Genomic DNA, 20,310 nt, shown 5'->3' with positions numbered 1-20,310 from the left:
CCCCGGCCCGCCGCCCTGCATCTGGCCGCGCAGCGCGAGCCGCCACCACAGCCGCTCGGCGGTCAGCGCAATCTGGCCGGCCAGCGGACCGGTGACCCGCACCGCGAAGTCGTAGCGCGGACCGAGCTGCGCCTCGTCGAAGGGGCCGTGATTGTGGTCGTCGATGATGTTGATGCCGCCGACAAAGGCAATGCGCCGGTCGATCACCGCCAGCTTGCGGTGCAGCCGGCGCAGATGCCGGCGCGCCAGCCGAAAGCCCCGCAGCGGGCGGTACACGCCCAGCCTGACACCGCCGTGCCGGAGCCGCTCGACCAGCGCGGCGGGCATGTCGCCGGCGCCAAAGCCGTCGACCAGCAGATGAACGCGCACGCCGCGCTCGGCCGCGCGCAGCAGCGCGTCGGCGACGGCCTGGCCGATCTCGTCGTCGGCGTAGATATAGGTCTCCAGCGAGACCGACAGCACCGCCTGGTCGATCGCCGCGATCAGTGCGGCAAAGTACTCGGCGCCGCCGCGCAGCAGCTCGACGCGATTGCCGCCGACCGGACGGCCCGGACCGGTGCGCTGCAGCCGGGGACTGTGCCGCCCTCCCGGCACCGCGGCGGCCGTGGCCTCGGTGGCTTCGGTGGCGGCATCGGGGGCATGGGCGGCCGTCGTGGAGGCGCGGGTGGATTCGCTTGGACGCTCGGACGAGGACATGGCCGCATTATCGGTCACCTCGCGGCGGAAACGCCACCCGGCGGGCATCGGCGGGCGCAGCCGGGCAAAGCCGGACGAACGCGCGCCGACTCTGCTATCGTCGCGCTTTGTTTCCGACGTCGTGTCCGGCTTCGTCCCTGACATCGTCCCCACCGGCGCCCCCGCGCACTGAGCTGATTCGATCGTGAAGGTATTCGGTATCGCCGGCACTTCCGGCAGCGGCAAGACCACCTTGCTGGACCAGTTGATCCCCCGCTTCGTCGCGGCCGGGCTGCGCGTGGCCGGCGTCAAACATACCCATCACGGCTTCGACCCCGACACCCCCGGCAAGGATTCGTGGCGCATGCGCGAGGCCGGCTGCGCCAATGTGGTGCTGGTCGGCGCGCGCCATCTGACGCTGATGCGCCGTTATGAGGGAGGGGCGACGCCGCCCGAACTGGCCGACGCGCTGGCGGTGCTGCCCGCCGATACGGACCTGGTGCTGGTCGAGGGATACAAGCATAGCGACGTGCCCAAGCTCGAGGTCTATCGCCCGGGCCACGGCCGGCCACCGCTGTGGCCTGAAGTGCCGGGCATCGTCGGCGTCGCGACGGACTGCCCCGACGAAGTGGCGGCGCTGACCCGGCTGCCGGTGCTCGATCTGAACCGGATCGACGCGATCGAGGCTTTCGTGCGCGAACACGCCGGGCTGTAGGCGGAACTCGACCCGAGGCGGCTAGCCTGCCGCGCCCGCGGTCTCGTCGCTATGCCTCGGATTGGCCTCGGGTACCTGTGGCCGCGCCAACTCGGCGACCAGCGGCACATGGTCGGAGCGCTGCGCCCAGTCGCGCCCGGTCAGCACGCGGGCCCGCTCGATCTCGAAGCCGCGTACGTAGATCCGGTCGAGCTGCCACCACGGCATATGGCTAGGGAAGGTATGCAGCCGCGAGCCGCGCGCCTGCGAGGCTTCCAGCGCGCCCAGCGTGTTGCAGATCAGCGCATCGAGACGGTGATTCCAGTCGTTGAAGTCGCCGGCGATCACCAGCGGCGCATCGGCCGGCACCACATTGCGCACGCGTTCGACCAGCGCCTCGGCCTGGCGCGCGCGGCTGCGCGCGAACAGGCCGAAATGCACGCAGATCAAATGCGCCTCGATGCCATGGATATCGGCCACCGCATGCAGCAGCCCGCGCTGCTCGAAGCGATGGTCGGAGATGTCGAGGTTTTCCGACATCAGGATCGGATGGCGCGACAGGATCGCGTTGCCGTGATGGCCGTGGTCGTAGACCGCGTTGCGGCCGTAGACCGAGTGCGGATAGGCGTCGGTCGCCAGGTAGTTCAGCTGCGTGTAATCCGAATCGAACAGCGAGGCGGCCACCAGGCGATCGTTACGGTCCTGCACTTCCTGCAGGAAGACGATGTCGGCGTCGACCGTCTGAAGCCCGTCGCGGACATGCTGGATGCGCGGACGGCGCGCGAATCCGGTCAGCCCCTTGTGAATGTTGTAGGTGACCACGCGCAACTTCATCGCGCCCCCCCGGGCCCGCCGGCGGCGCTCACCGTGCCTGCTGCGCCCACGGCGCCGGCCCCGCAAGCGGTCGCGCCGGCCGCCGCGCGCCAGGCCAGCTGGCGCACCGCTTCGGCATTGCTCGACGAGAAGCAGCGCGCCGCCGCCTGTTCCCACGGCAGCCAGACCGACTGCAGATGCTCGCGCGGCGCCAGCGTGACCGGCAGCGGCCGGGCGACGCACAGGCCGAACCAGTGCTCGACATTGCGCGTGACCCCGGGCGCATAGCGATGGCGCCATTCGGGGTAGATCTCGTATTCGATGTGGTGACCCCAATCCTGCAGGCGGTGCTCGCTGGCGACGATGCCGGTTTCCTCGGCCACCTCGCGGGCGGCGGTCAATGCCAGGGGTTCGTCGGGGGTATCGAGGCTGCCGGTAACGGATTGCCAGAAGCCGGGACGATCGGCGCGCTCCAGCAGCAGGACCTGCAGATCGGTCGTATGAATCACGACCAGCACGGATTCGGGAATCTTGTAGGGCATGGGATCGGGCGGGAACAGGCTGACAAGCTTAACGCAGTTGCCCGCCGGCGCCACCGGCGTTAGTCCGACAAGCCCGGAAGGTGTGGGGATGATGTGATGGCGTGGGCACTGGAAGCGCCCACGCCCATTGCCGTCGCTCAGGCCCGCTCTTCCCGGGCGCCCGCTTCGCGCACCCAGCTGTCGAACACCTCCGGCGAATCGCCGTGGCCCCAGGCCGCGCGCAGTTGCTGCATCAGCGGCGCCAGCGATTCGGTGTAGCGCGCGGCGGCGGCGTGCGCCTCGGTCGCCAGCTCCTCGGCGGCCTGGTTGGCGCGCGCCTGCATCTCGGTGCGGGCCTGCGCGACCTCCTTCTCGCGCTGGCCGAGCGCGTGGTACTTCTGGATCAGGAAGCGCTGGTAATCGCCGCCCTCGGCGTGCGCGGCCTGGGCGGCCTGCGCGTTCACCTGCTCGAAGCGCAGCACGATGCTGGCGGTCTCCTGCTCGATCTGCGCGGCCTCGGCCACCAGCGCCTGCGCCGCGTCCTGCAGCGCCAGCGCGTCGCGGCGCCGTGCCTGCAGTTGCGCCGCCATCGTTTCGAAGTTCCGCTGCGCGGCCAGATAGGCCTGCACCACCGGCTGCGGCGCCACCACCAGCAGCGGATCGGCACCGCTGCCGCGACGGCCGGTCAGCAGCGCATCTTCGGGCAAGCGCAGATTGCCGACTTCCTCGAGCCAGCGCCCACGCGCCATCACCGCCGCCACCGTGTCCAGCGCCACGCGCCGCAGCGCCTCGGCGCGCTGCATCTGCACCGCGCCGCCTTCGGCCGCGGCGCTGCCGACCTGGGCGGCATGGGCGATATCGGGAACGCAGGCAGCCACCGTGGTCGCCACCGATTCCGACATCGCCTGCGCCGACTTGCGCACCGCGCGGCGCAGCTCGAAGCGCGCCAGCAGCATCATCACCAGCCCGGCGACCAGCCAGGTCAGGATTGTCTCCGCATGCTGCAGCAGGAATTGGCGGATCAGTTCGATATCCAGTGTCACCTTTGTTCTCCCTTGTCAGGTGCTTGGCCAGCCGGCGGCAGCCCGATGGATGACCATGCGAGGTGGCCGATCGTTCCCATAGGAAACAATTGGAAACCTCGACGCCCCGCCAGCCTACACAAACAAAAAACGGCCGCGCTCGCGCACGGCCGTCTCTCTTGCTACCTCGCCAGCGGCATCACGCCGAAGCCTTCGGCTCGGGCGTGCGCAGGCGGATATGCAGCTCGCGCAGCTGCTTCTCGTCGACCGAGCTCGGCGCCTGCGTCAGCAGATCCTGCGCGCGCTGGGTCTTCGGGAAGGCGATCACGTCGCGGATCGAATCGGCGCCGGCCATCATCGTGACGATGCGGTCCAGGCCGAAGGCGATGCCGCCATGCGGGGGCGCGCCGTACTGCAGCGCGTCCAGCAGATAGCCGAACTTGGCGCGCGCCTCTTCCTCGTTGATCTTCAGTGCGCGGAACACCTTGCTCTGCACGTCCTCGCGATAGATCCGCACCGAGCCGCCGCCGATTTCCCAGCCGTTGAGCACCATGTCGTAAGCCTTGGCGATGCACTTGCCCGGATCGGTGGCCAGGTATTCCAGATGCTCGTCCTTCGGGCTGGTGAACGGGTGGTGCATCGCGACCCAGCGGGCATCTTCCTCGTCGTACTCGAACATCGGGAAGTCCACCACCCACAGCGGCTTCCACGCGTCCTCGAACAGGCCGTTGGACTTGCCGAATTCCGAGTGGCCGATCTTCAGGCGCAGCGCGCCCATCGCGTCGTTGACGACCTTGGCTTTGTCGGCACCGAAGAACAGGATGTCGCCATCCTGCGCGCCCGAGCGCTTCAGGATCTCGGCGATGGCGGCGTCATGCAGGTTCTTGACGATCGGCGACTGCAGACCGTCGCGGCCCTTGGCCACTTCGTTGACCTTGATCCAGGCCAGGCCCTTGGCGCCGTAGATGGCGACGAACTGCGTGTAGGCATCGATCTCACCGCGCGAGATCTGGCCGCCGCCGGGCACGCGCAGCGCGACCACGCGGCCGTTGTCGCTGTTGGCCGGCGCCGAGAAGACCTTGAAGTCGACGTCCTTCATCACGTCGGTCAGCTCGGTGAACTCGAGCTTGACGCGCAGGTCCGGCTTGTCCGAGCCGAAGCGGGCCATCGCCTCGCGGAATTCCATCACCGGGAACTTGTCGTCGAGCGCCACGCCGATGGTGTTCTGGAACACCGTGCGGATCATGTTCTCGAACAGGTCGCGGATGTCCTGCTCGGTCAGGAACGAGGTCTCGCAGTCGATCTGCGTGAACTCGGGCTGGCGATCGGCGCGCAGGTCCTCGTCGCGGAAGCACTTGGTGATCTGGTAGTAGCGGTCGAAGCCCGACACCATCAGCATCTGCTTGAACAGCTGCGGCGACTGCGGCAGCGCGAAGAAGTGGCCCGGGTTGACGCGCGACGGCACCAGGTAGTCGCGCGCGCCTTCCGGCGTGCTCTTGCCCAGCATCGGCGTCTCGATGTCGATGAAGCCCTGCTCGTCCAGGTACTTGCGCACTTCCATCGCGACCTTGTAGCGCAGGCGCAGGTTGTACTGCATCTGCGGGCGGCGCAGGTCCAGCACGCGGTGCGTCAGGCGGGTGGTCTCCGACAGGTTGTCGTCGTCGAGCTGGAACGGCGGCGTGACCGACGGGTTCAGCACGGTCAGCTCATGGCACAGCACCTCGATCTTGCCCGAGGTCAGATTGGCGTTCTCGGTGCCGGCCGGGCGCGCGCGCACCCTGCCGGTCACGCGGATGCAGAACTCGTTGCGGATGTCCTCGGCGACCTTGAACATCTCGGGGCGATCCGGATCGCAGACGACCTGCACCAGGCCTTCGCGATCGCGCAGGTCGATGAAGATCACGCCGCCGTGGTCGCGGCGCCGTTGCACCCAGCCGGTCAGGGCCACTTCCTGGCCGGTCAGTTGTTCGGTCACGAGACCGCAGTAGTGAGTTCGCATGGAGGACATAGGAGAAATTCCCGGTAAGGCGCGGCCGCGCTCGGGCGGCCGGCGGTCAATTGGAGTGCGATGGGTCGGCGGCGGAGGCACCGGAAGCGGCCGCAGCGGCGGGCGCCGCGGCGCGGCTCGGCGCGGCCTTGCGCGGCAGTTCGGCCGGCGCGACCACGCCCATCGACACGATGTATTTCAGGGCGGCATCGACGGTCATGTCGAGCTCGATGGTGTCGGCCTTGGGCATCATCAGGAAGAAGCCCGAGGTCGGATTCGGCGTGGTCGGCACGTAGACGCTGACGTATTCGCCCTGCAGGTGATTCTGCACGTCGCCGCCGGGCCGGCCGGTCAGGAAGGCGATGGTCCACGAGCCCTCGCGCGGGTACTGCACCAGCAGCGCCTTGCGGAAGGCGTTGCCGGACGAGGACAGCAGCGTGTCCGAGACCTGCTTGACGCTCGAATAGATCGGCCCCACCACCGGGATATGGTGCAGCAGGGCCTCCCACCAGCGCACCAGGCGCTGGCCGATGAAGTTGTGCGTCAGCACCCCGACCAGCAGGATGAACAGCAGGGTCAGGATGGCGCCCAGGCCGGGCACGCGCATGCCGAACAGCTGGCGGTCGAACTGCCAGGCCTCGGGCAGCAGCGCCAGGCTCTGGTCCATCGTGCCGATGATCAGGCTGAGCACCCACAGCGTGATGCCCAGCGGTACCAGCACCAGCAGTCCGGTCAGGAACCAGGTCTTCAGTGCGGAAGTTTTCTTGTTGGCGGCCACGTTCCTTCCTGGTTCAGTGGCAGGCGCAGGCGCTGCCACAGCCGCCGGCCGCGGGCGCCGCGCTGGCGGAAGCCGACGTCTCGGCCGGCTTGGCCGCGCCGGTGCCGCTGCCTGCGTCCGAGCTGGCGCCGTTGCTGGCGCTGCCGCCGCTGTTGCCGCCGCGGAAGTCGGTCACGTACCAGCCCGAACCCTTGAGCTGGAAACCGGCCGCGGTCAGCTGTTTCTTGAAGGCCCCCGCCGTATTGCAGGATGGGCAGTCGGTGAGCGGGGCATCGCTCATTTTCTGCAGCACATCGCGCCCATGGCCGCAGGCGTCGCAACGGTAGGCATAGATCGGCATTGTGGCTCTCCGGGAGATCCCAATCGGTTGAACAAAGGGGACGACAAACGCGTCAACGAAAAACAAGGGTAATCAACGCGCGCGGCCGGCGCGGCGCTCGAGGCTGTCGCCCGCCACCGTCCGGCCATGCAAAGCCTTGAATTATAAACCGTTATGGCGCGCGTGCCGGGGGAAAAGCGGCCCGCCTGGACGCCTGACCGCCGGATTGGCGGGAACCGGGCGGGAACCGCGTGGCAACGGGGCGGCAACGGGGTGGCGCTGGCCCGTGCCCGCCGCCGCGCGGCGCCCCGGCACGGGAAAATCAGGCGATATGCACTTCCTTGACCGGCGGCCGGTCGCCGATCCACTGCGGCAGCAGCGAGCCGAACACCATGCCGCCCAGCGAGAACAGCAGGCCGACCATCTGGGGCGGCACCGCGGCGTCGGCGAAGGCGATCTCGCTGACCAGCCACGCGCTCAGGCCCAGCAGGATCGCGGCCAGCCCGCCCTGGCGGGTGGCGCGCTTCCAGAACAGGCCGAAGGCCAGCGGCACGAATGACGACACCAGCGTGACCTTGTACGCATTCTCGACCATGTGGAAGATCGACAGATGCGAGTTCAGCGCAAACAGCGTGACCGCCACGGTGAAGACCAGCACCACGGCCTGCATCACGCGCAGGAACCGCCGGTCGTCCAGATGCCGGAAATACGGCCGCAGGATGTTCTCGGCGAAGGTCACCGACGGCGCCAGCAGCGTGGCCGAGGCGCAGCTCTTGATCGCCGACAGCAGCGCGCCGAAGAACATCACCTGCGCGAACAGCGGCGCGTGATCGAGGATCAACGTCGGCAGGATCAGCTGGGAGTCGGTATTGATATAGCGCTGCACCATGCCCGGATCGATCAGCGTGGCCGAGTACGCCAGGAACATCGGGATGAAGGCGAAGCAGAAGTACAGCACGCCGCCCAGCACCGAGGCGCGCGCGGCGATATTTTCGGTACGCGACGAGGTGACCCGCTGGAACACGTCCTGCTGCGGGATCGAGCCGAGCATCATCGTAAACAGCGCGGCGGCAAAGCCGATGATCTGGATCAGGTCGAGCTCGGGCAGGAATTCGAACTTGCCCGCCGCGGCCGCGTGCGACACCACCGCCGACACGCCGCCGGCCTGGCCGCTGACCTCGTAGCCGATGTACAGCATGCCGATCACGATGATGATCATCTGGATGAAGTCGGTGATCGCCACCGACCACATGCCGCCGAACAGCGTGTAGATCAGCACGCTGGCGGCGCCGATCATCATGCCGGCGTCCTGCGACAGCGCGCCGTCGGAGACGGTATAGAACACCAGCCCCAGCGCCTTGATCTGCGCCGCGACCCAGCCGAGGTAGGACACCACGATGCACAGCGTGGTCAGGATCTCGGCCAGGCGCCCATAGCGGTTGTGATAGTAGTCGCCGATCGTCAGCAGGTTCATCCGGTACAGCGGACGGGCGAAGAACAGGCCGACCAGGATCAGGCACAGCGACGAGCCGAACGGGTCGGACACGACGCCGGACAGCCCCTCCTTCAGGAACACCGCCGGGATGCCCAGCACGGTCTCGGAGCCGAACCAGGTGGCGAACACGGTCGCGGTGACGACGTAGAACGGCAGGCTGCGGCCGGCCACGGCGAAGTCGGTCGTGTTGCGCACGCGCAATGCGGCCCACAGGCCGATGCCGACCGAGATTACCCAGTAGATGATGACAAACCAGATCAGCATGCTGCTGCCCTATCCCAAAAGCCCAGAGGCCAAGAAACCGAATGGCGGACGGCGGCAAAGGTGCGCGCGCCCGCAGTCCAATTCATCGGTCGGGGCCGCGTGGGTGGCGGATCGGGTGCCCTGGGAGGAGCACTGGCCTGCGGTCGTAGCCGAATCAAAACGCGGATTATAGCGATGCAAGCGACGATACAAGCGCGCTGTGCCAAAAAAAACGGCAGCGGGGGTGGGACTTCGCCTTGGCCCCGGTCGGCCGAGTTCAGCCGGCGGGTTGGCCGAGCTCTCAGCCGAACCAGTCCACCAGCTGCGTCATCACCAGCGCGATGGTCACGGCGCCGCCCAGCAGCAGTCCGATCGCCAGCATCCGGTTGGTGCGGCGCTGCTCGACCACCAGCGCGGCCAGCAGCCGGTCCTGCTGACTGTTGTTGACCAGCGCGCGGCGCTCCAGGAACTGGTGCGCCAGGCGGGGGAAGTCGGGCAGCATCTTGGCCCATTGCGGCGCCTCGACCTGGATCCGCTCCCACGCGCCGCGCCAGCCGACCTGCTCGTGCATCCAGCGTTCCAGGTAGGGCTTGGCGGTCTTCCACAGGTCCAGGTCCGGATCGAGCTGCCGGCCCAGGCCCTCGATATTGAGCAGCGTCTTCTGCAGCAGCACCAGCTGCGGCTGGATCTCGACGTTGAAGCGGCGCGAGGTCTGGAACAGCCGCATCAGCACCATGCCCAGCGAGATTTCCTTCAGCGGCTTGTCGAAGTACGGTTCGCAGCAGGCCCGTACGGCGCTCTCCAGCTCCTCGACCCGGGTTTGCGGCGGCACCCAGCCGGACTCCACGTGCAGCAGCGCGACACGGTGGTAATCGCGGCGGAAGAACGCGATGAAGTTCTGCGCCAGGTAGTTCTTGTCGAACTCGGACAGCGCGCCGACGATGCCGAAGTCCAGCGCAATATAGCGGCCGAAGGTCTCGGGCTGCACCGACACCAGGATGTTGCCCGGATGCATGTCGGCGTGGAAGAAGCCGTCGCGGAACACCTGGGTGAAGAAGATCTCGACGCCCTCCTCCGCCAGCCGGTGCAGATCGACCCCGGCCGCCTTCAGCGATTCGGTGCGCGAGATCGGGATGCCGTGCATCCGCTCCATCACGAACACCTCGCTGCTGCAGAAGTCCCAGAACACTTCGGGCACCAGCAGCAACTCGGTGTCCTGGAAGTTGCGGCGCAGCTGGCTGGCGTTGGCTGCCTCGATCATCAGGTCGAGTTCGTCGTGCAGGTACTTGTCGAATTCGGCGACGACCTCGCGCGGCTTGAGCCGCTTGCCGTCGGCCGAGACCCGCTCGATCCAGATCGCGACGTCGCGCATCAACGCCAGATCGCTGTCGATCACCGGCAGCATGCCGGGGCGCAGCACCTTGACCGCGACCTCGCGGCCGCGATACGGGCCGGCCTTCAGCGTGGCGAAGTGCACCTGCGCGATCGAAGCGCTGGCCACCGGCTGGTGCTCGAAGGTCTCGAACAGCTGCGTCAGCGGCCGGCCCAGAGAGCGCTCGATGATGGAAACCGCGATGGCGGGGTCGAACGGCGGCACCTGGTCCTGCAGCAGGGCCAGTTCATCGGCGATATCGGCCGGCAGCAGATCCCGCCGGGTCGACAGCACCTGGCCGAACTTGACGAAGATCGGTCCCAGCCGGGTCAGCGCCAGCCGCAGCCGCACGCCGCGCGGCACCGTGTCGAGCTTGCGCCCGATGGTGATGACCCTGACCAGCAGGCGAATATGCCGGTTCTGGAAACCGGACAGCACCAGCTCGTCCAGGCCGTAATAGAAGATGACAAAGGCGATCTTGCAAAGGCGCAGGAAACGGGTCATGCAGGTCTTTTTGGTAAGCCGGCCGGATCGGGGCGCGCTGTTTGCGCGGCCTCGCCGCCGGCCAGGCGGATTCGTTCAGCGGTTCGGCGGTTCGGCGGCTCAGCGGTGCGCGGACGGCAACCTGGCCTGGCCCGGCCCCGCGCCGCGTTCCAGCCTCTCCAGCCGCTTCTCCAGCCGTGCCAGATCGTCGCGCAACGCGGCCACATCGACGCGGAAATCGTCCAGCGCGGCATGGCGGACCAGCGTCGGCTGTTCGTCCAGCAGGTATTCCGTCACGTTGTCGACCAGTGCCCGTCCGACCCGCAGCGCGCCGGCATGGGCCTGCTGCGCGCCGTCGACCAGCCGCTGCGCGACGCTGTCGCCGACGGTGCCGCCCATCACGGCACGCAAGGCCCGGGCCAGATCCTCCGCGGCATCCCAGCGCAGGCTGCGCGCCAGCGTCGACACGGTATTGGCCAGTTCGGCATCGCCCTCGAGCCGCACATGGCGCATCGCGGCGGCCTGCCCGCCGGCGGCGACGTCGGCCACCACCAGCGGCCACTGCTGCAGCGGCACGGCGATGGTCACCGCGGGTGGCGGCGCATCGGCGGCGGCCAGCGCCACCATGCCCTGGGCGTCGATCCGCAAGGCCATCGCGAAGGCGGCGGCATCGAAGCCGATCACGCGGCCGGCATAAGGCGTCAGCAGCTTGCGCGCCCACGGCTCCTGTTCCAGCAGATGATTGAGCGCGGCGACGATAGGGCCGGCCAGCGCGGAAGGAAGAGTGTTCATGGCGTGATGGTGCGGACCACGCCGGCCAGGCCGGCGCCAATGAAAAAGGCCCACGCGCGTTGGCGCGTGGGCCTCCATTCTAAGCCAGCGCCGGGCACATCACGCCGCACCCGCGCTTTGACTCAATCAGCGGCTCGATCCGCCGCTCGACCGCGAACTCAGGATTCCTGCTGGATCCCCGCCAGCACCCAGCCGCCGGTGCCGCTGGCCGGCTTGGCCAGATTCCACACCTCGGCGAACGGCTGCGCGGCCTCGCCCTCGTTCTCGCGGATCATGCCGCTGAAGCGCACGCTGGCCACATGCTGGCTGTCGGTGGTTTCGATGCCCAGCAGCGTCGCGTCGAGCGTCACCACGTCGGTGTGGTTGCCCTGCGCGCCGCGATCGCCCAGATCCATCTTGATCTCGGCAAACATTTCCGGCGTGGTGAACTCGCGGATGTCGTCGAGATTGCCGGCGTCCCAGGCGGCCTGCAGGCGCACGAAGTAGACCTTGGCGTTGCGCAGGAAGGCCTCGGTATCGAAGTCGGCCGGCACGCCCCAGGGCTGGGCGCCCTGCGGCTGCTGCTCGGCGGCCGGCTGCAGCGCTGCCTGGGTCGACGGTTGCGTCGACGGCTGCAGCACCGGCTCGCGCATCATCGGCTCCTGGCCGCGGTCGAAGCCGCTGCGGCCGAGATCCGCCCGGCCGGCACCCGGCGCGGCGCCCGCACCGGCGTAGGCCGGTTGCGGACGCTTGGCGCCGCCGCGGAACTTGCGGATCAGCCAGATCGCGATAAAGGCGAGCGCCGCGATCAGGATCAGGTTGGACAGGAAGGTCAGCGCGGCGCCGCCCAGGCCGAACTGCGACAGCAGCCAGCCGATGCCCAGGCCGGCGGCGATGCCGCCGAGGATGCCGCCCCAGTTACGGCGGGGGGCAGCGGCGGCGGCGGCGCCGGCACCGGCCGTGGCCGGCGCGGCCTGCTGGGCCGGCTGCTGCGCCTGTTGCTGCGCCGGCGTCTGCGGCGCCTGCTGGCGCTGCTGGGTCACGTTGGACGACTGCTTGCCGAAGCTGCGCGAACCGCCCATGCGCTTGGCTTCCGCATCGAAGACCATCCCGAAGGCCAGCATGCCGGCCAGCGACCCCGCCAGGAATTTTCCGCGAATATTGGACATGATTCGTTATCCCCTTTTATTGCGCCGCAATTGGCGCTGATTCAGTACTTCCTGCCGACGTGCAAAGCCACGACGCCAGCCGTCAGGTTGAAGTATTCGACGTTTTCCAGCCCCGCTTGTTCCATCAACCGCACAAGAGAATCCTGGTCGGGGTGCATGCGGATCGACTCGGCCAGATAGCGGTAGCTGTGGGCGTCGCCCGCAACCCGCTGGCCCAGCCACGGCAGCACCTTGAACGAGTACACATCGTACGCCTTTTCCAGCGGCTTCCAGACCTTCGAGAACTCCAGCACCATCACCTTGCCGCCGGGCTTGGTGACGCGCCGCATCTCGGCCAGCGCCCGCTCCTTGTGCGTCATGTTGCGCAGCCCGAATGCCACCGTGACGAGGTCGAAATGGTTGTCGGGAAACGGGATCCGTTCGGCGTCGCACAGGCAGGTCGGCGTCACGATACCGTCGTTCAGCAGCCGGTCGCGGCCCACGCGCAGCATCGATTCGTTGATATCGGTCAGCCAGACCTCGCCGCTCGGGCCCGCCTGGCGGGCGAAGGCCCTGGCCAGGTCGCCGGTGCCGCCGGCAATGTCGAGCACCTTGTGGCCGGGCCGCACGCCCGCCTGGGCGATCGTGAACAGCTTCCACAGCCGGTGCATGCCGCCCGACATCAGGTCGTTCATCAGGTCGTATTTCGACGCGACCGAGTGGAACACGCCGGCAACCTTGCTCGCCTTCTCGGTCTCGTCGACCTTCTCGAACCCGAAGTGGGTCTCGCTCATCGCTGGGCTCCAGAAATCCAGTGTGGGACAGTGGGGACGGCAGGCGGCTCAGTGATTGCCGCAGCCGTGGCCGTGCGCGGCGGCGGGCGCCATCGGCGTGTCGCGATCGGCGCCGGCGGCCTCCAGCCGCCGCAGATAGTCCTGCCACAGCGCGTCCTGTTCGGCGCCCAGGCGGTACAGCAGGTCCCACGAATAGATGCCGCTGTCGTGGCCGTCGGAGAAGCGGATCAGGATCGCATAGTTGCCGACCGGCTCGACCGCGGTCACGGTGACGTCGCGCTTGCCGGTCTGCAGCACCTCCTGGCCCGGGCCATGGCCCTGCACTTCGGCGGACGGCGAGTAGACCCGCAGGTATTCGAACGGCAGCCGGAAGCTGGCGCCATTGTCGAAGCCGATTTCCAGCACGCGCGATTGCGTATGGACCGTCAGCGCGGTGGGATGCGGGGTATCTTTTTCCAGTCCTGCCATGATTGTCGGCGCTAGCCGTGTTGGCGCGGACCCGGGCCGTGGTTGACGCCCACGGGCCGAGTTCACGCTTCTTGTACGACCCGATAGCTTACCGCACGCGACCCGCCTTGCCCATCCTCGAGCGCCGGACGGGGCGCGCCGGCCTCCCCGGGCACGGCATCGGCCTGCAACGTCTCGCGTTCGGGCAGATAGCGCAGCCGGCGATTGTGGAAGGCCGCGACCGTGCTGCGATGCGCAATGCTGACGATCGCCGCGCCGGGCAGCGCATCGACCATCAGCTGGTACATCGCGCGCTCGGTTTCCTCGTCCAGCGCGCTGGTCGCCTCGTCGAGGAACAGGAAGTCCGGCCTGCACAGCAGCGCGCGCGCAAACGCCAGCCGCTGCTGCTCGCCGGGCGAGAGCCGCAGCGCCCAGTTGTCGAACACATCGAGCTGGTTGGCCAGCGCGCCGAGCTGGGCCTGGCGCAGCGCGTCGCGCAGCGCCTCGGCCGAATGCGCGTTGCCGGCCTGCGGATAGGACAGCGCATCGGCCAGCGTGCCGATCGGCAGATAGCTGCGCTGCGGCAGGAACAGCGTGCGCGAGGCCGGCGGCATCGTCACCGAGCCGCTGCCGTACGGCCAGATCCCGGCCAGCGCGCGGAACAGCACGCTCTTGCCGCAGCCCGACGGACCGGTCACCAGCCAGCGCTCGCCGCGCGCGATCGTCAGCGAGAACGCCGACACCAGCGGCCGCTTGACCACCGGCAAGCCCGGGCCGGACAGGACCGGAAGCGCCAGCGCCAGCGCATCGATCTCGATGTGGTCGCGATCGCCCGCGTGCGCCTCGCCGACGTTGACCTGAATGTCGTGCTCGCCGTCGTGCAGTCGTTCCTGCCGCTGAGCCTCGCGAATCGCGTGCTGGAAGTCGATCAGACGGTTCGACGCGGCCTTCCAGCCGACCAGCGTCGCATAGTTGTCGACGAACCAGGACAGCGCGCCCTGGACCTGGGCGAACGCGGTCGACATCTGCATCAGGCCGCCCAGCGTCATCTTGCCGGCGAAGTAGCGCGGCGCGGCCACCAGGATCGGGAAGATGATGGCGAACTGGCCGTAGCCCGAGCTGATGAAGGTCAGCCGCCGCGTATAGAACATCAGCTGGTTCCAGTTGACGCGAATCTGCTCGAAGCGCGCGCGCAACCCGGCCTGCTCGGTCGGCTCGCCGCGATAGAGGGCGACCGGCTCGGCGTTTTCGCGCAGCCGCACCAGCGAGAAGCGGAAGTTCGCCTCGTATTGCTCCTGCTGGAAATTCAGGCCGATCAGCGGGCGGCCGATCCAGTGCGTCAGCAGCGAGCCCAGTACCGCGTAGCCGCCGGCGAACCAGACCATATAGCCGGGGATCGTCATCGTCGTGCCGCCCAGCGCGAAGCTGATCGGCCCGGACACCGCCCACAGGATGCCGACGAAGGACACCAGCGTGACCACCGAATTGAGCAGGCCGAGCGACAGCGACAGCGCGCCGTCGGTGAACAGCCGCAGGTCGTCGGCCAGTCGCTGGTCGGGGTTGTCGGTGGCGTGGGTCTGCTCGATGCGGTAGTAGGCCTGCCAGGCCAGCCACTTGCCGAGGAACTGGTTGGTCATCCAGGTCCGCCAGCGCATCTGCAGCATCATCGTGTAGTACTGGCGGAAGATCGCGGCGACGATGAAGCAGGCCGCGATCATGCTGAACCGCAGCAGCAAGTCCTTGAACGAGGCGTAGTCGCGCTGCTCCAGCGCGTTGTAGAACACGCGGTTCCACTCGTTGAGCAGCACGTTGATGTAGACGATGCCCAGGTTCAGCGCCACCAGCAGCAGCAACAGCCCGAGCCCGGCCTTGCGGTCCTCGGATTTCCAGTAGGGCTTGATCAACGCCCAGGTCGCGCGAAAGCGCAGGCGGCTCTGGATCTGCAGCTCGCGGGCCGGAACGGCCGGACCGGGCACGGTGGCAGTGGTTGGCGTGGACATGAATGACGGCAGGCGTTAGGAACAACGGCCGCGCCGGCACGGCTGGCCAGCACGGAACGGCGAACAGGCATCAGACGGCGGGGAAACCGCCCGGGTTCCGCGCGGCGCAACGGCGCGCATTCGGCACGCATTCAGCGCAATTCGGCGCGCAGTCACAGCGCGCAGTCACCACGCAGGTAGAACGCGTCGCCTGTTCACTCGGCTGACAGCGTGGCCAGCGCCGCGCGCAGCGCCGGCAGCTGCTGCTGCAGCGCGTCGATGCGCCCGGCGTCCGCTTCGCGCTGAGGCGCGGCCCAGACCGCCTCGGGGAAATGGGTGTCCCAGCGATAGCGCGGAATGATATGCCAGTGCAGGTGCGGCACCATGTTGCCGAAGGCGGCCAGATTGACCTTGTCGGGCGCCATCGCGTCGCGCACGGTCCGCTCGACCCGGGCCACCAGCCGCATCAGCCAGGCCTGGTCGGCCTCGGACAAATCGGTCTGCTCGGCCACGTGGTCGTGCCAGACCACGCGGCAGAAACCGGGAAAGCGCTCGTGCTCGACCAAAATCACGCGGGCGCGCTGGCCCGGGTCGCGCCAGACCAGTTCGCCGCCCTCGCCTTCGCACAAGGGGCAGCCCGCCACGCGGGCCGAACCTTGCTCCGCCGCGCTCATGACCGGCCCCTCACACCAGCACCCGTTCGATGCCGCCCGCGTTGGCCGCGGCGACGTAGTCGGGCATCCAGTTCTCGCCCAGCAGATGGCGGGCCATTTCGACCACGATGTAGTCGGCCTGCACCGAGGCGTCCTCGTTGTAGCGCGACAGCCCCTGCAGGCACGACGGGCAGCTGGTCAGGATCTTGACGTCGCCGTCGAAGCCGTCTGCGCGCAGCTTGCCGGCGCCCTTGCGCATTTCCTCTTCCTTCCGGAAGCGGACCTGCGTCGACACGTCCGGGCGCGTGACCGCCAGCGTGCCCGATTCCCCGCAGCAGCGCTCGTTCTTCTCGATGTTGCCGGCCTCGCCGTTGCCGCCCATCAGCTGGTTGACCAGCCTGGTCGGGTCCATCGTCTTGATCGGCGTGTGGCAGGGGTCGTGATACATGTAGCGGGCCCCGGTCACGCCCTCGAGCTTGACGCCCTTCTCCAGCAGATATTCGTGGATATCGACGATGCGGCAGCCCGGGAAGATCTTCTCGAATTCATAGCCGGCGAGCTGGTCGTAGCAGGTGCCGCAGCTGACCACCACTGTCTTGATGTCGAGGTAGTTCAGCGTATTGGCGACCCGGTGGAACAGCACGCGGTTGTCGGTGACGATCTTCTCGGCCTTGTCGAACTGGCCGGTGCCGCGCTGCGGATAGCCGCAGCACAGATAGCCCGGCGGCAGCACGGTCTGCACGCCGACGTGCCACAGCATCGCCTGCGTGGCCAGCCCCACCTGCGAGAACAGCCGCTCCGAGCCGCAGCCCGGGAAGTAGAACACCGCCTCGCTCTCGACCGAGGTCGCCTTCGGATTGCGGATGATCGGCACGATCTCGTTGTCTTCGATATCGAGCAGCGCGCGCGCGGTCTTCTTGGGCAGGTTGCCCGGCATCTTCTTGTTGACGAAGTGGATCACCTGCTCGCGCACCGGCGGCTTGCCGACCGTGGCGGGCGGATGCGCGGTCTGCTTGCGCGCCAGCGTCTTCATCAGCTCGTTGCCGGCGCGCTGCGCCTTGTAGCCCCAGTCCATCATGACCTTGCGGGTCATGTTGATGGTCTGCGGATTGGTCGCGTTCAGGAAGAACATCGCCGCCGCGGTGCCGGGGTTGAATTTCTTCTGCCCCATCTTGCGCAACAGGTTGCGCATGTTCATCGACACGTCGCCGAAGTCGATCTTGACCGGGCACGGCGTCACGCACTTGTGGCAGACGGTGCAGTGGTCCGCCACGTCGGAGAACTCGTCCCAGTGCTTGATCGACACGCCGCGGCGGGTCTGCTCCTCGTACAGGAAGGCTTCGATCAGCAGCGAGGTCGCCAGAATCTTGTTGCGCGGGCTGTAAAGCAGATTGGCACGCGGCACGTGCGTCGCGCACACCGGCTTGCACTTGCCGCAGCGCAGGCAGTCCTTGACGCTGTCGGCGATCGCGCCGATGTCGCTCTGCTGCATGATCAGCGACTCGTGCCCCATCAGGCCGAACGACGGCGTGTAGGCATTGCGCAGGTCGGCGCCGGGCAGCAGCTTGCCCTTGTTGAAGCGGCCCTGCGGATCGACGCGCTGCTTGTACTGGCGGAAGTCGCCGATTTCTTCCTCGGTCAGGAATTCGAGCTTGGTGATGCCGATGCCGTGCTCGCCGGAAATCACGCCGTCGAGCGAACGCGCCAGCGCCATGATGCGGGCCACCGCCTTGTGGGCGTCCTGCAGCATGTCGTAGTCGTCGGAGTTGACCGGGATGTTGGTATGCACGTTGCCGTCGCCGGCGTGCATGTGCAGCGCGACGAAGACGCGGCCGCGCAGCACCTGCTTGTGGATCTTCTGCGCCTCGTCGAGGATCGGCTTGAACTCGCCGCCGTTGAAGATCTTGCGCAGCTCCGCGCGCAGCTCGTTCTTCCACGACACGCGGATGGTGCGGTCCTGCAGCAGGTGGAACACGGCGGCATCGGGCTGCTGCGCCAGGCGCGCCTCGAACGCCGGTCCCAGCAGGCCCAGGCCGTGGCCGATCAGCGCGGCGCGGGCCTGCGTCAACGGCGTATCGAGGTTGTCGCGCAGGTACATCCAGCGCGCGCGCACGTCGCGCAGCAGCGTCAGCGCCTGCTGCACGCGGTCCTCCAGCAGCTCGGCGCTCGGGATCTCGTTGGCGTCGTCGCTGCGGCCCAGCGGCAGGTTGCCGCGCGCGAAGAAGCTCTCCAGCTCGTCGGCGAGCTTGAGCTTGTTCTTGATCGACAGTTCGATATTGATGCGCTCGATGCCGTCGGTGTATTCGCCCATCCGGTTCAACGGGATCACCACGTCTTCGTTGATCTTGAAGGCGTTGGTGTGGCGCGCGATCGCGGCGGTGCGCGAACGGTCGAGCCAGAACTTCTTGCGCGCCTCGGGGCTGATCGCGACGAAGCCCTCGCCGCTCTTGCCGTTGGCCATGCGGATCACTTCGGAGGTGGCGCGCGCGACCGCGTTCTCGTCGTCGCCGACGATATCGCCGATCAGCACCATCTTCGGGAAGGCGTTGCGCTTGCTCTTGGTGGCGTAGCCCACTGCGCGCAGATAGCGCTCGTCCAGATGCTCGAGGCCGGCGAGAATCGCGCCGCCCGGCGTCTTCGACTCGATGTCGAGGAAGTCCTTGATCTCGACGATGCTGGGAATCGCGTCGCGGGCCTGGCCGAAGAATTCCAGACAGACCGTGCGGATATGGCGCGGCATCCGATGCAGGATCCAGCGCGCGCTGGTGATGATGCCGTCGCAGCCTTCCTTCTGCACGCCCGGCAGGCCCGCCAGGAACTTGTCGGTGACGTCCTTGCCCAGCCCTTCCTTGCGGAACTTGCGGCCCTCGATCGCCAGCGTCTCGCTGCGCAGCAGCTTCTCGCCCGGCGCGCGATTGCCGTCGAACCACTTCAGCTCGAAGGTGGCGACCGGCACGTCGTGGATCTTGCCCAGGTTGTGGTCCAGCCGCGTGACCTCGAGCCAGTTGCCCTCCGGATCCACCATGCGCCACCAGGCCAGGTTGTCCAGCGCGGTGCCCCACAGCACGGCCTTCTTGCCGCCGGCGTTCATCGCGACGTTGCCGCCGATGCAGGACGCGTCGATCGAGGTCGGATCGACCGCGAACACCAGTCCGGCCTTGTCGGCGGCATCGGCGACGCGGCGCGTCACCACGCCGGCGCCGGAGAAGATGGTGGCGACCTTGCCCTGCACGCCCGGCAGCTCGGTCTCTTCGACCGGCCCCAGTTGCTCGAGCTTCTCGGTATTGATCACCGCGGATAGCGGCGTCAGCGGCACGGCGCCGCCGGTGTAGCCGGTGCCGCCCCCGCGCGGAATGATGGTCAGGCCCAGTTCGAAGCAGCCCTTGACCAGCCCGGCGATCTCTTCCTCGGTGTCGGGCGTCAGCACCACGAACGGGTATTCGACGCGCCAGTCGGTGGCGTCGGTCACATGCGACACGCGCGAGAGCCCGTCGAACTTGATGTTGTCCTTCTGCGTGACGCGGCCCAGCACGCGCAGCGCGCGCTTGCGCAGTTCGTAGGCGTCGGTGAACTCGCGCTTGAATTCGTCGATCGCCTGGCGGGCGAAGGTGACCAGCTGCTCGACGCGATGCGAGCGATCCTCGGCGGCCGGCTCGGCATGCTCGGCGCGGTCGGCCGCGCGGCGCTTCTCGATCTCGGCCAGGCGGTGATGCAGCGCGGAGATCAGCATCTCGCGGCGCTTGGGGTTCTCGAGCAGGTCGTCCTGCAGATACGGATTGCGGCGTACCACCCAGATATCGCCCAGCACCTCGTACAGCATCCGCGCCGAACGGCCGGTGCGGCGCTCGCCGCGCAGCTCGTCCAGAATCCGCCAGGCCACCTCGCCCAGCAGGCGGATCACGATCTCGCGGTCGGAAAAGGAGGTGTAGTTATAGGGGATCTCGCGCAGGCGCGGAGGGGCGTCCTGCGCGGCGAGCTTGGCGTCGAGCACGAGTGGGGCATTCATGGGCGGGACCGCGGCATGCGGCGCACGGGGACGGTGCGCCTGTCGTCAACTAAAGCGCGATTGTACTGCAAGGGGCCGTTTTGCCGCGGCGCAGCAATCCCATACCCGCG

General features: G+C 67.9%; 17 protein-coding genes. 1 reads left to right on the top strand and 16 read right to left on the bottom strand.

What is annotated here, in order from left to right; genetic code table 11:
• The coding region (locus tag HTY53_RS23425; protein WP_254600089.1) for a phospholipase D-like domain-containing protein at positions 1 to 696 on the bottom strand (696 nt) is incomplete at its 3' end.
• Between the two features lie 184 nt (positions 697 to 880).
• On the opposite strand from HTY53_RS23425, the gene mobB reads away from it, so the two are divergent.
• Positions 881 to 1,390, top strand: a complete 510-nt coding sequence (gene mobB / locus HTY53_RS23420) for a molybdopterin-guanine dinucleotide biosynthesis protein B (RefSeq protein ID WP_174108994.1) — start codon at positions 881 to 883, stop codon at positions 1,388 to 1,390.
• A 21-nt stretch (positions 1,391 to 1,411) separates the two neighbouring features.
• Here the strand turns inward: mobB and HTY53_RS23415 are convergent, their stop codons facing one another.
• From HTY53_RS23415 to HTY53_RS23345, 15 genes are all read right to left on the bottom strand, one after another.
• Positions 1,412 to 2,203, bottom strand: coding sequence for an endonuclease/exonuclease/phosphatase family protein (locus tag HTY53_RS23415; protein ID WP_174108993.1), 792 nt, complete (start codon positions 2,201 to 2,203; stop codon positions 1,412 to 1,414).
• Positions 2,200 to 2,724 carry a dihydroneopterin triphosphate diphosphatase gene (gene nudB, locus HTY53_RS23410; RefSeq protein ID WP_174108992.1) on the bottom strand — a complete coding sequence of 175 codons (525 nt, stop codon included), beginning with the start codon at positions 2,722 to 2,724 and terminating at the stop codon, positions 2,200 to 2,202. Before nudB ends, HTY53_RS23415 begins: the two co-directional genes overlap by 4 nt.
• Before the next feature lie 137 nt (positions 2,725 to 2,861).
• Entirely contained in the window at positions 2,862 to 3,746 is an 885-nt protein-coding gene (locus tag HTY53_RS23405; protein WP_174108991.1) for a hypothetical protein, read from the bottom strand.
• Between the two features lie 178 nt (positions 3,747 to 3,924).
• Positions 3,925 to 5,733, bottom strand: coding sequence for an aspartate--tRNA ligase (gene aspS / locus HTY53_RS23400; protein WP_174108990.1), 1,809 nt, complete (start codon positions 5,731 to 5,733; stop codon positions 3,925 to 3,927).
• 46 nt (positions 5,734 to 5,779) lie between these two features.
• A complete protein-coding gene (locus HTY53_RS23395; protein WP_174108989.1) occupies positions 5,780 to 6,490 on the bottom strand; it encodes a DUF502 domain-containing protein in 711 nt (236 codons plus the stop codon).
• Positions 6,491 to 6,503: 13 nt separating this feature from the next.
• Positions 6,504 to 6,830: an FmdB family zinc ribbon protein gene (locus tag HTY53_RS23390; RefSeq protein ID WP_174108988.1), complete on the bottom strand. Its 327-nt coding sequence runs from the start codon at positions 6,828 to 6,830 to the stop codon at positions 6,504 to 6,506.
• Positions 6,831 to 7,131: 301 nt separating this feature from the next.
• Complete coding sequence (locus HTY53_RS23385) at positions 7,132 to 8,568, bottom strand: sodium:solute symporter family protein (protein WP_174108987.1); 1,437 nt, start codon at positions 8,566 to 8,568, stop codon at positions 7,132 to 7,134.
• A 280-nt stretch (positions 8,569 to 8,848) separates the two neighbouring features.
• Positions 8,849 to 10,423 (bottom strand): ubiquinone biosynthesis regulatory protein kinase UbiB, encoded by a 1,575-nt coding sequence (ubiB, locus tag HTY53_RS23380; RefSeq protein ID WP_174108986.1) that lies wholly within the window; start codon positions 10,421 to 10,423, stop codon positions 8,849 to 8,851.
• A gap of 99 nt (positions 10,424 to 10,522) precedes the next feature.
• A complete protein-coding gene (locus tag HTY53_RS23375) occupies positions 10,523 to 11,194 on the bottom strand; it encodes a ubiquinone biosynthesis accessory factor UbiJ (RefSeq protein WP_174108985.1) in 672 nt (223 codons plus the stop codon).
• A 158-nt stretch (positions 11,195 to 11,352) separates the two neighbouring features.
• Complete coding sequence (locus HTY53_RS23370) at positions 11,353 to 12,342, bottom strand: Tim44 domain-containing protein (protein WP_174108984.1); 990 nt, start codon at positions 12,340 to 12,342, stop codon at positions 11,353 to 11,355.
• A 41-nt stretch (positions 12,343 to 12,383) separates the two neighbouring features.
• A complete protein-coding gene (gene ubiE, locus HTY53_RS23365) occupies positions 12,384 to 13,115 on the bottom strand; it encodes a bifunctional demethylmenaquinone methyltransferase/2-methoxy-6-polyprenyl-1,4-benzoquinol methylase UbiE (RefSeq protein WP_174108983.1) in 732 nt (243 codons plus the stop codon).
• 48 nt (positions 13,116 to 13,163) lie between these two features.
• A complete protein-coding gene (locus HTY53_RS23360; protein WP_174108982.1) occupies positions 13,164 to 13,583 on the bottom strand; it encodes a gamma-butyrobetaine hydroxylase-like domain-containing protein in 420 nt (139 codons plus the stop codon).
• Between the two features lie 62 nt (positions 13,584 to 13,645).
• Positions 13,646 to 15,562, bottom strand: a complete 1,917-nt coding sequence (locus tag HTY53_RS23355; RefSeq protein WP_174108981.1) for an ABC transporter ATP-binding protein/permease — start codon at positions 15,560 to 15,562, stop codon at positions 13,646 to 13,648.
• A gap of 194 nt (positions 15,563 to 15,756) precedes the next feature.
• The gene (locus HTY53_RS23350; protein WP_174108980.1) at positions 15,757 to 16,215 is read right to left on the bottom strand and encodes an HIT family protein; all 459 of its coding nucleotides are present in this window, start codon (positions 16,213 to 16,215) and stop codon (positions 15,757 to 15,759) included.
• A gap of 10 nt (positions 16,216 to 16,225) precedes the next feature.
• The gene (locus tag HTY53_RS23345) at positions 16,226 to 20,200 is read right to left on the bottom strand and encodes a DUF3683 domain-containing protein (RefSeq protein WP_174108979.1); all 3,975 of its coding nucleotides are present in this window, start codon (positions 20,198 to 20,200) and stop codon (positions 16,226 to 16,228) included.
• Positions 20,201 to 20,310 lie beyond the last annotated feature (110 nt).

This window comes from Cupriavidus gilardii (genome assembly GCF_013314895.1).
GTDB lineage: Bacteria > Pseudomonadota > Gammaproteobacteria > Burkholderiales > Burkholderiaceae > Cupriavidus > Cupriavidus gilardii_C.
This window is presented reverse-complemented; position numbering and strand designations above follow the sequence as displayed.

Bases quoted from the DNA above. Each gene is read 5' to 3' on its own strand.
- ubiB (WP_174108986.1), bottom strand. From the start codon at position 10,423: ATGACCCGTTTCCTGCGCCTTTGCAAGATCGCCTTTGTCATCTTCTAT.
- HTY53_RS23375 (WP_174108985.1), bottom strand. From the start codon at position 11,194: ATGAACACTCTTCCTTCCGCGCTGGCCGGCCCTATCGTCGCCGCGCTC.
- aspS (WP_174108990.1), bottom strand. From the start codon at position 5,733: ATGTCCTCCATGCGAACTCACTACTGCGGTCTCGTGACCGAACAACTG.
- nudB (WP_174108992.1), bottom strand. From the start codon at position 2,724: ATGCCCTACAAGATTCCCGAATCCGTGCTGGTCGTGATTCATACGACC.
- HTY53_RS23360 (WP_174108982.1), bottom strand. From the start codon at position 13,583: ATGGCAGGACTGGAAAAAGATACCCCGCATCCCACCGCGCTGACGGTC.
- ubiE (WP_174108983.1), bottom strand. From the start codon at position 13,115: ATGAGCGAGACCCACTTCGGGTTCGAGAAGGTCGACGAGACCGAGAAG.
- HTY53_RS23390 (WP_174108988.1), bottom strand. From the start codon at position 6,830: ATGCCGATCTATGCCTACCGTTGCGACGCCTGCGGCCATGGGCGCGAT.
- HTY53_RS23350 (WP_174108980.1), bottom strand. From the start codon at position 16,215: ATGAGCGCGGCGGAGCAAGGTTCGGCCCGCGTGGCGGGCTGCCCCTTG.
- HTY53_RS23415 (WP_174108993.1), bottom strand. From the start codon at position 2,203: ATGAAGTTGCGCGTGGTCACCTACAACATTCACAAGGGGCTGACCGGA.
- HTY53_RS23370 (WP_174108984.1), bottom strand. From the start codon at position 12,342: ATGTCCAATATTCGCGGAAAATTCCTGGCGGGGTCGCTGGCCGGCATG.
- HTY53_RS23385 (WP_174108987.1), bottom strand. From the start codon at position 8,568: ATGCTGATCTGGTTTGTCATCATCTACTGGGTAATCTCGGTCGGCATC.
- HTY53_RS23355 (WP_174108981.1), bottom strand. From the start codon at position 15,562: ATGTCCACGCCAACCACTGCCACCGTGCCCGGTCCGGCCGTTCCGGCC.
- HTY53_RS23345 (WP_174108979.1), bottom strand. From the start codon at position 20,200: ATGAATGCCCCACTCGTGCTCGACGCCAAGCTCGCCGCGCAGGACGCC.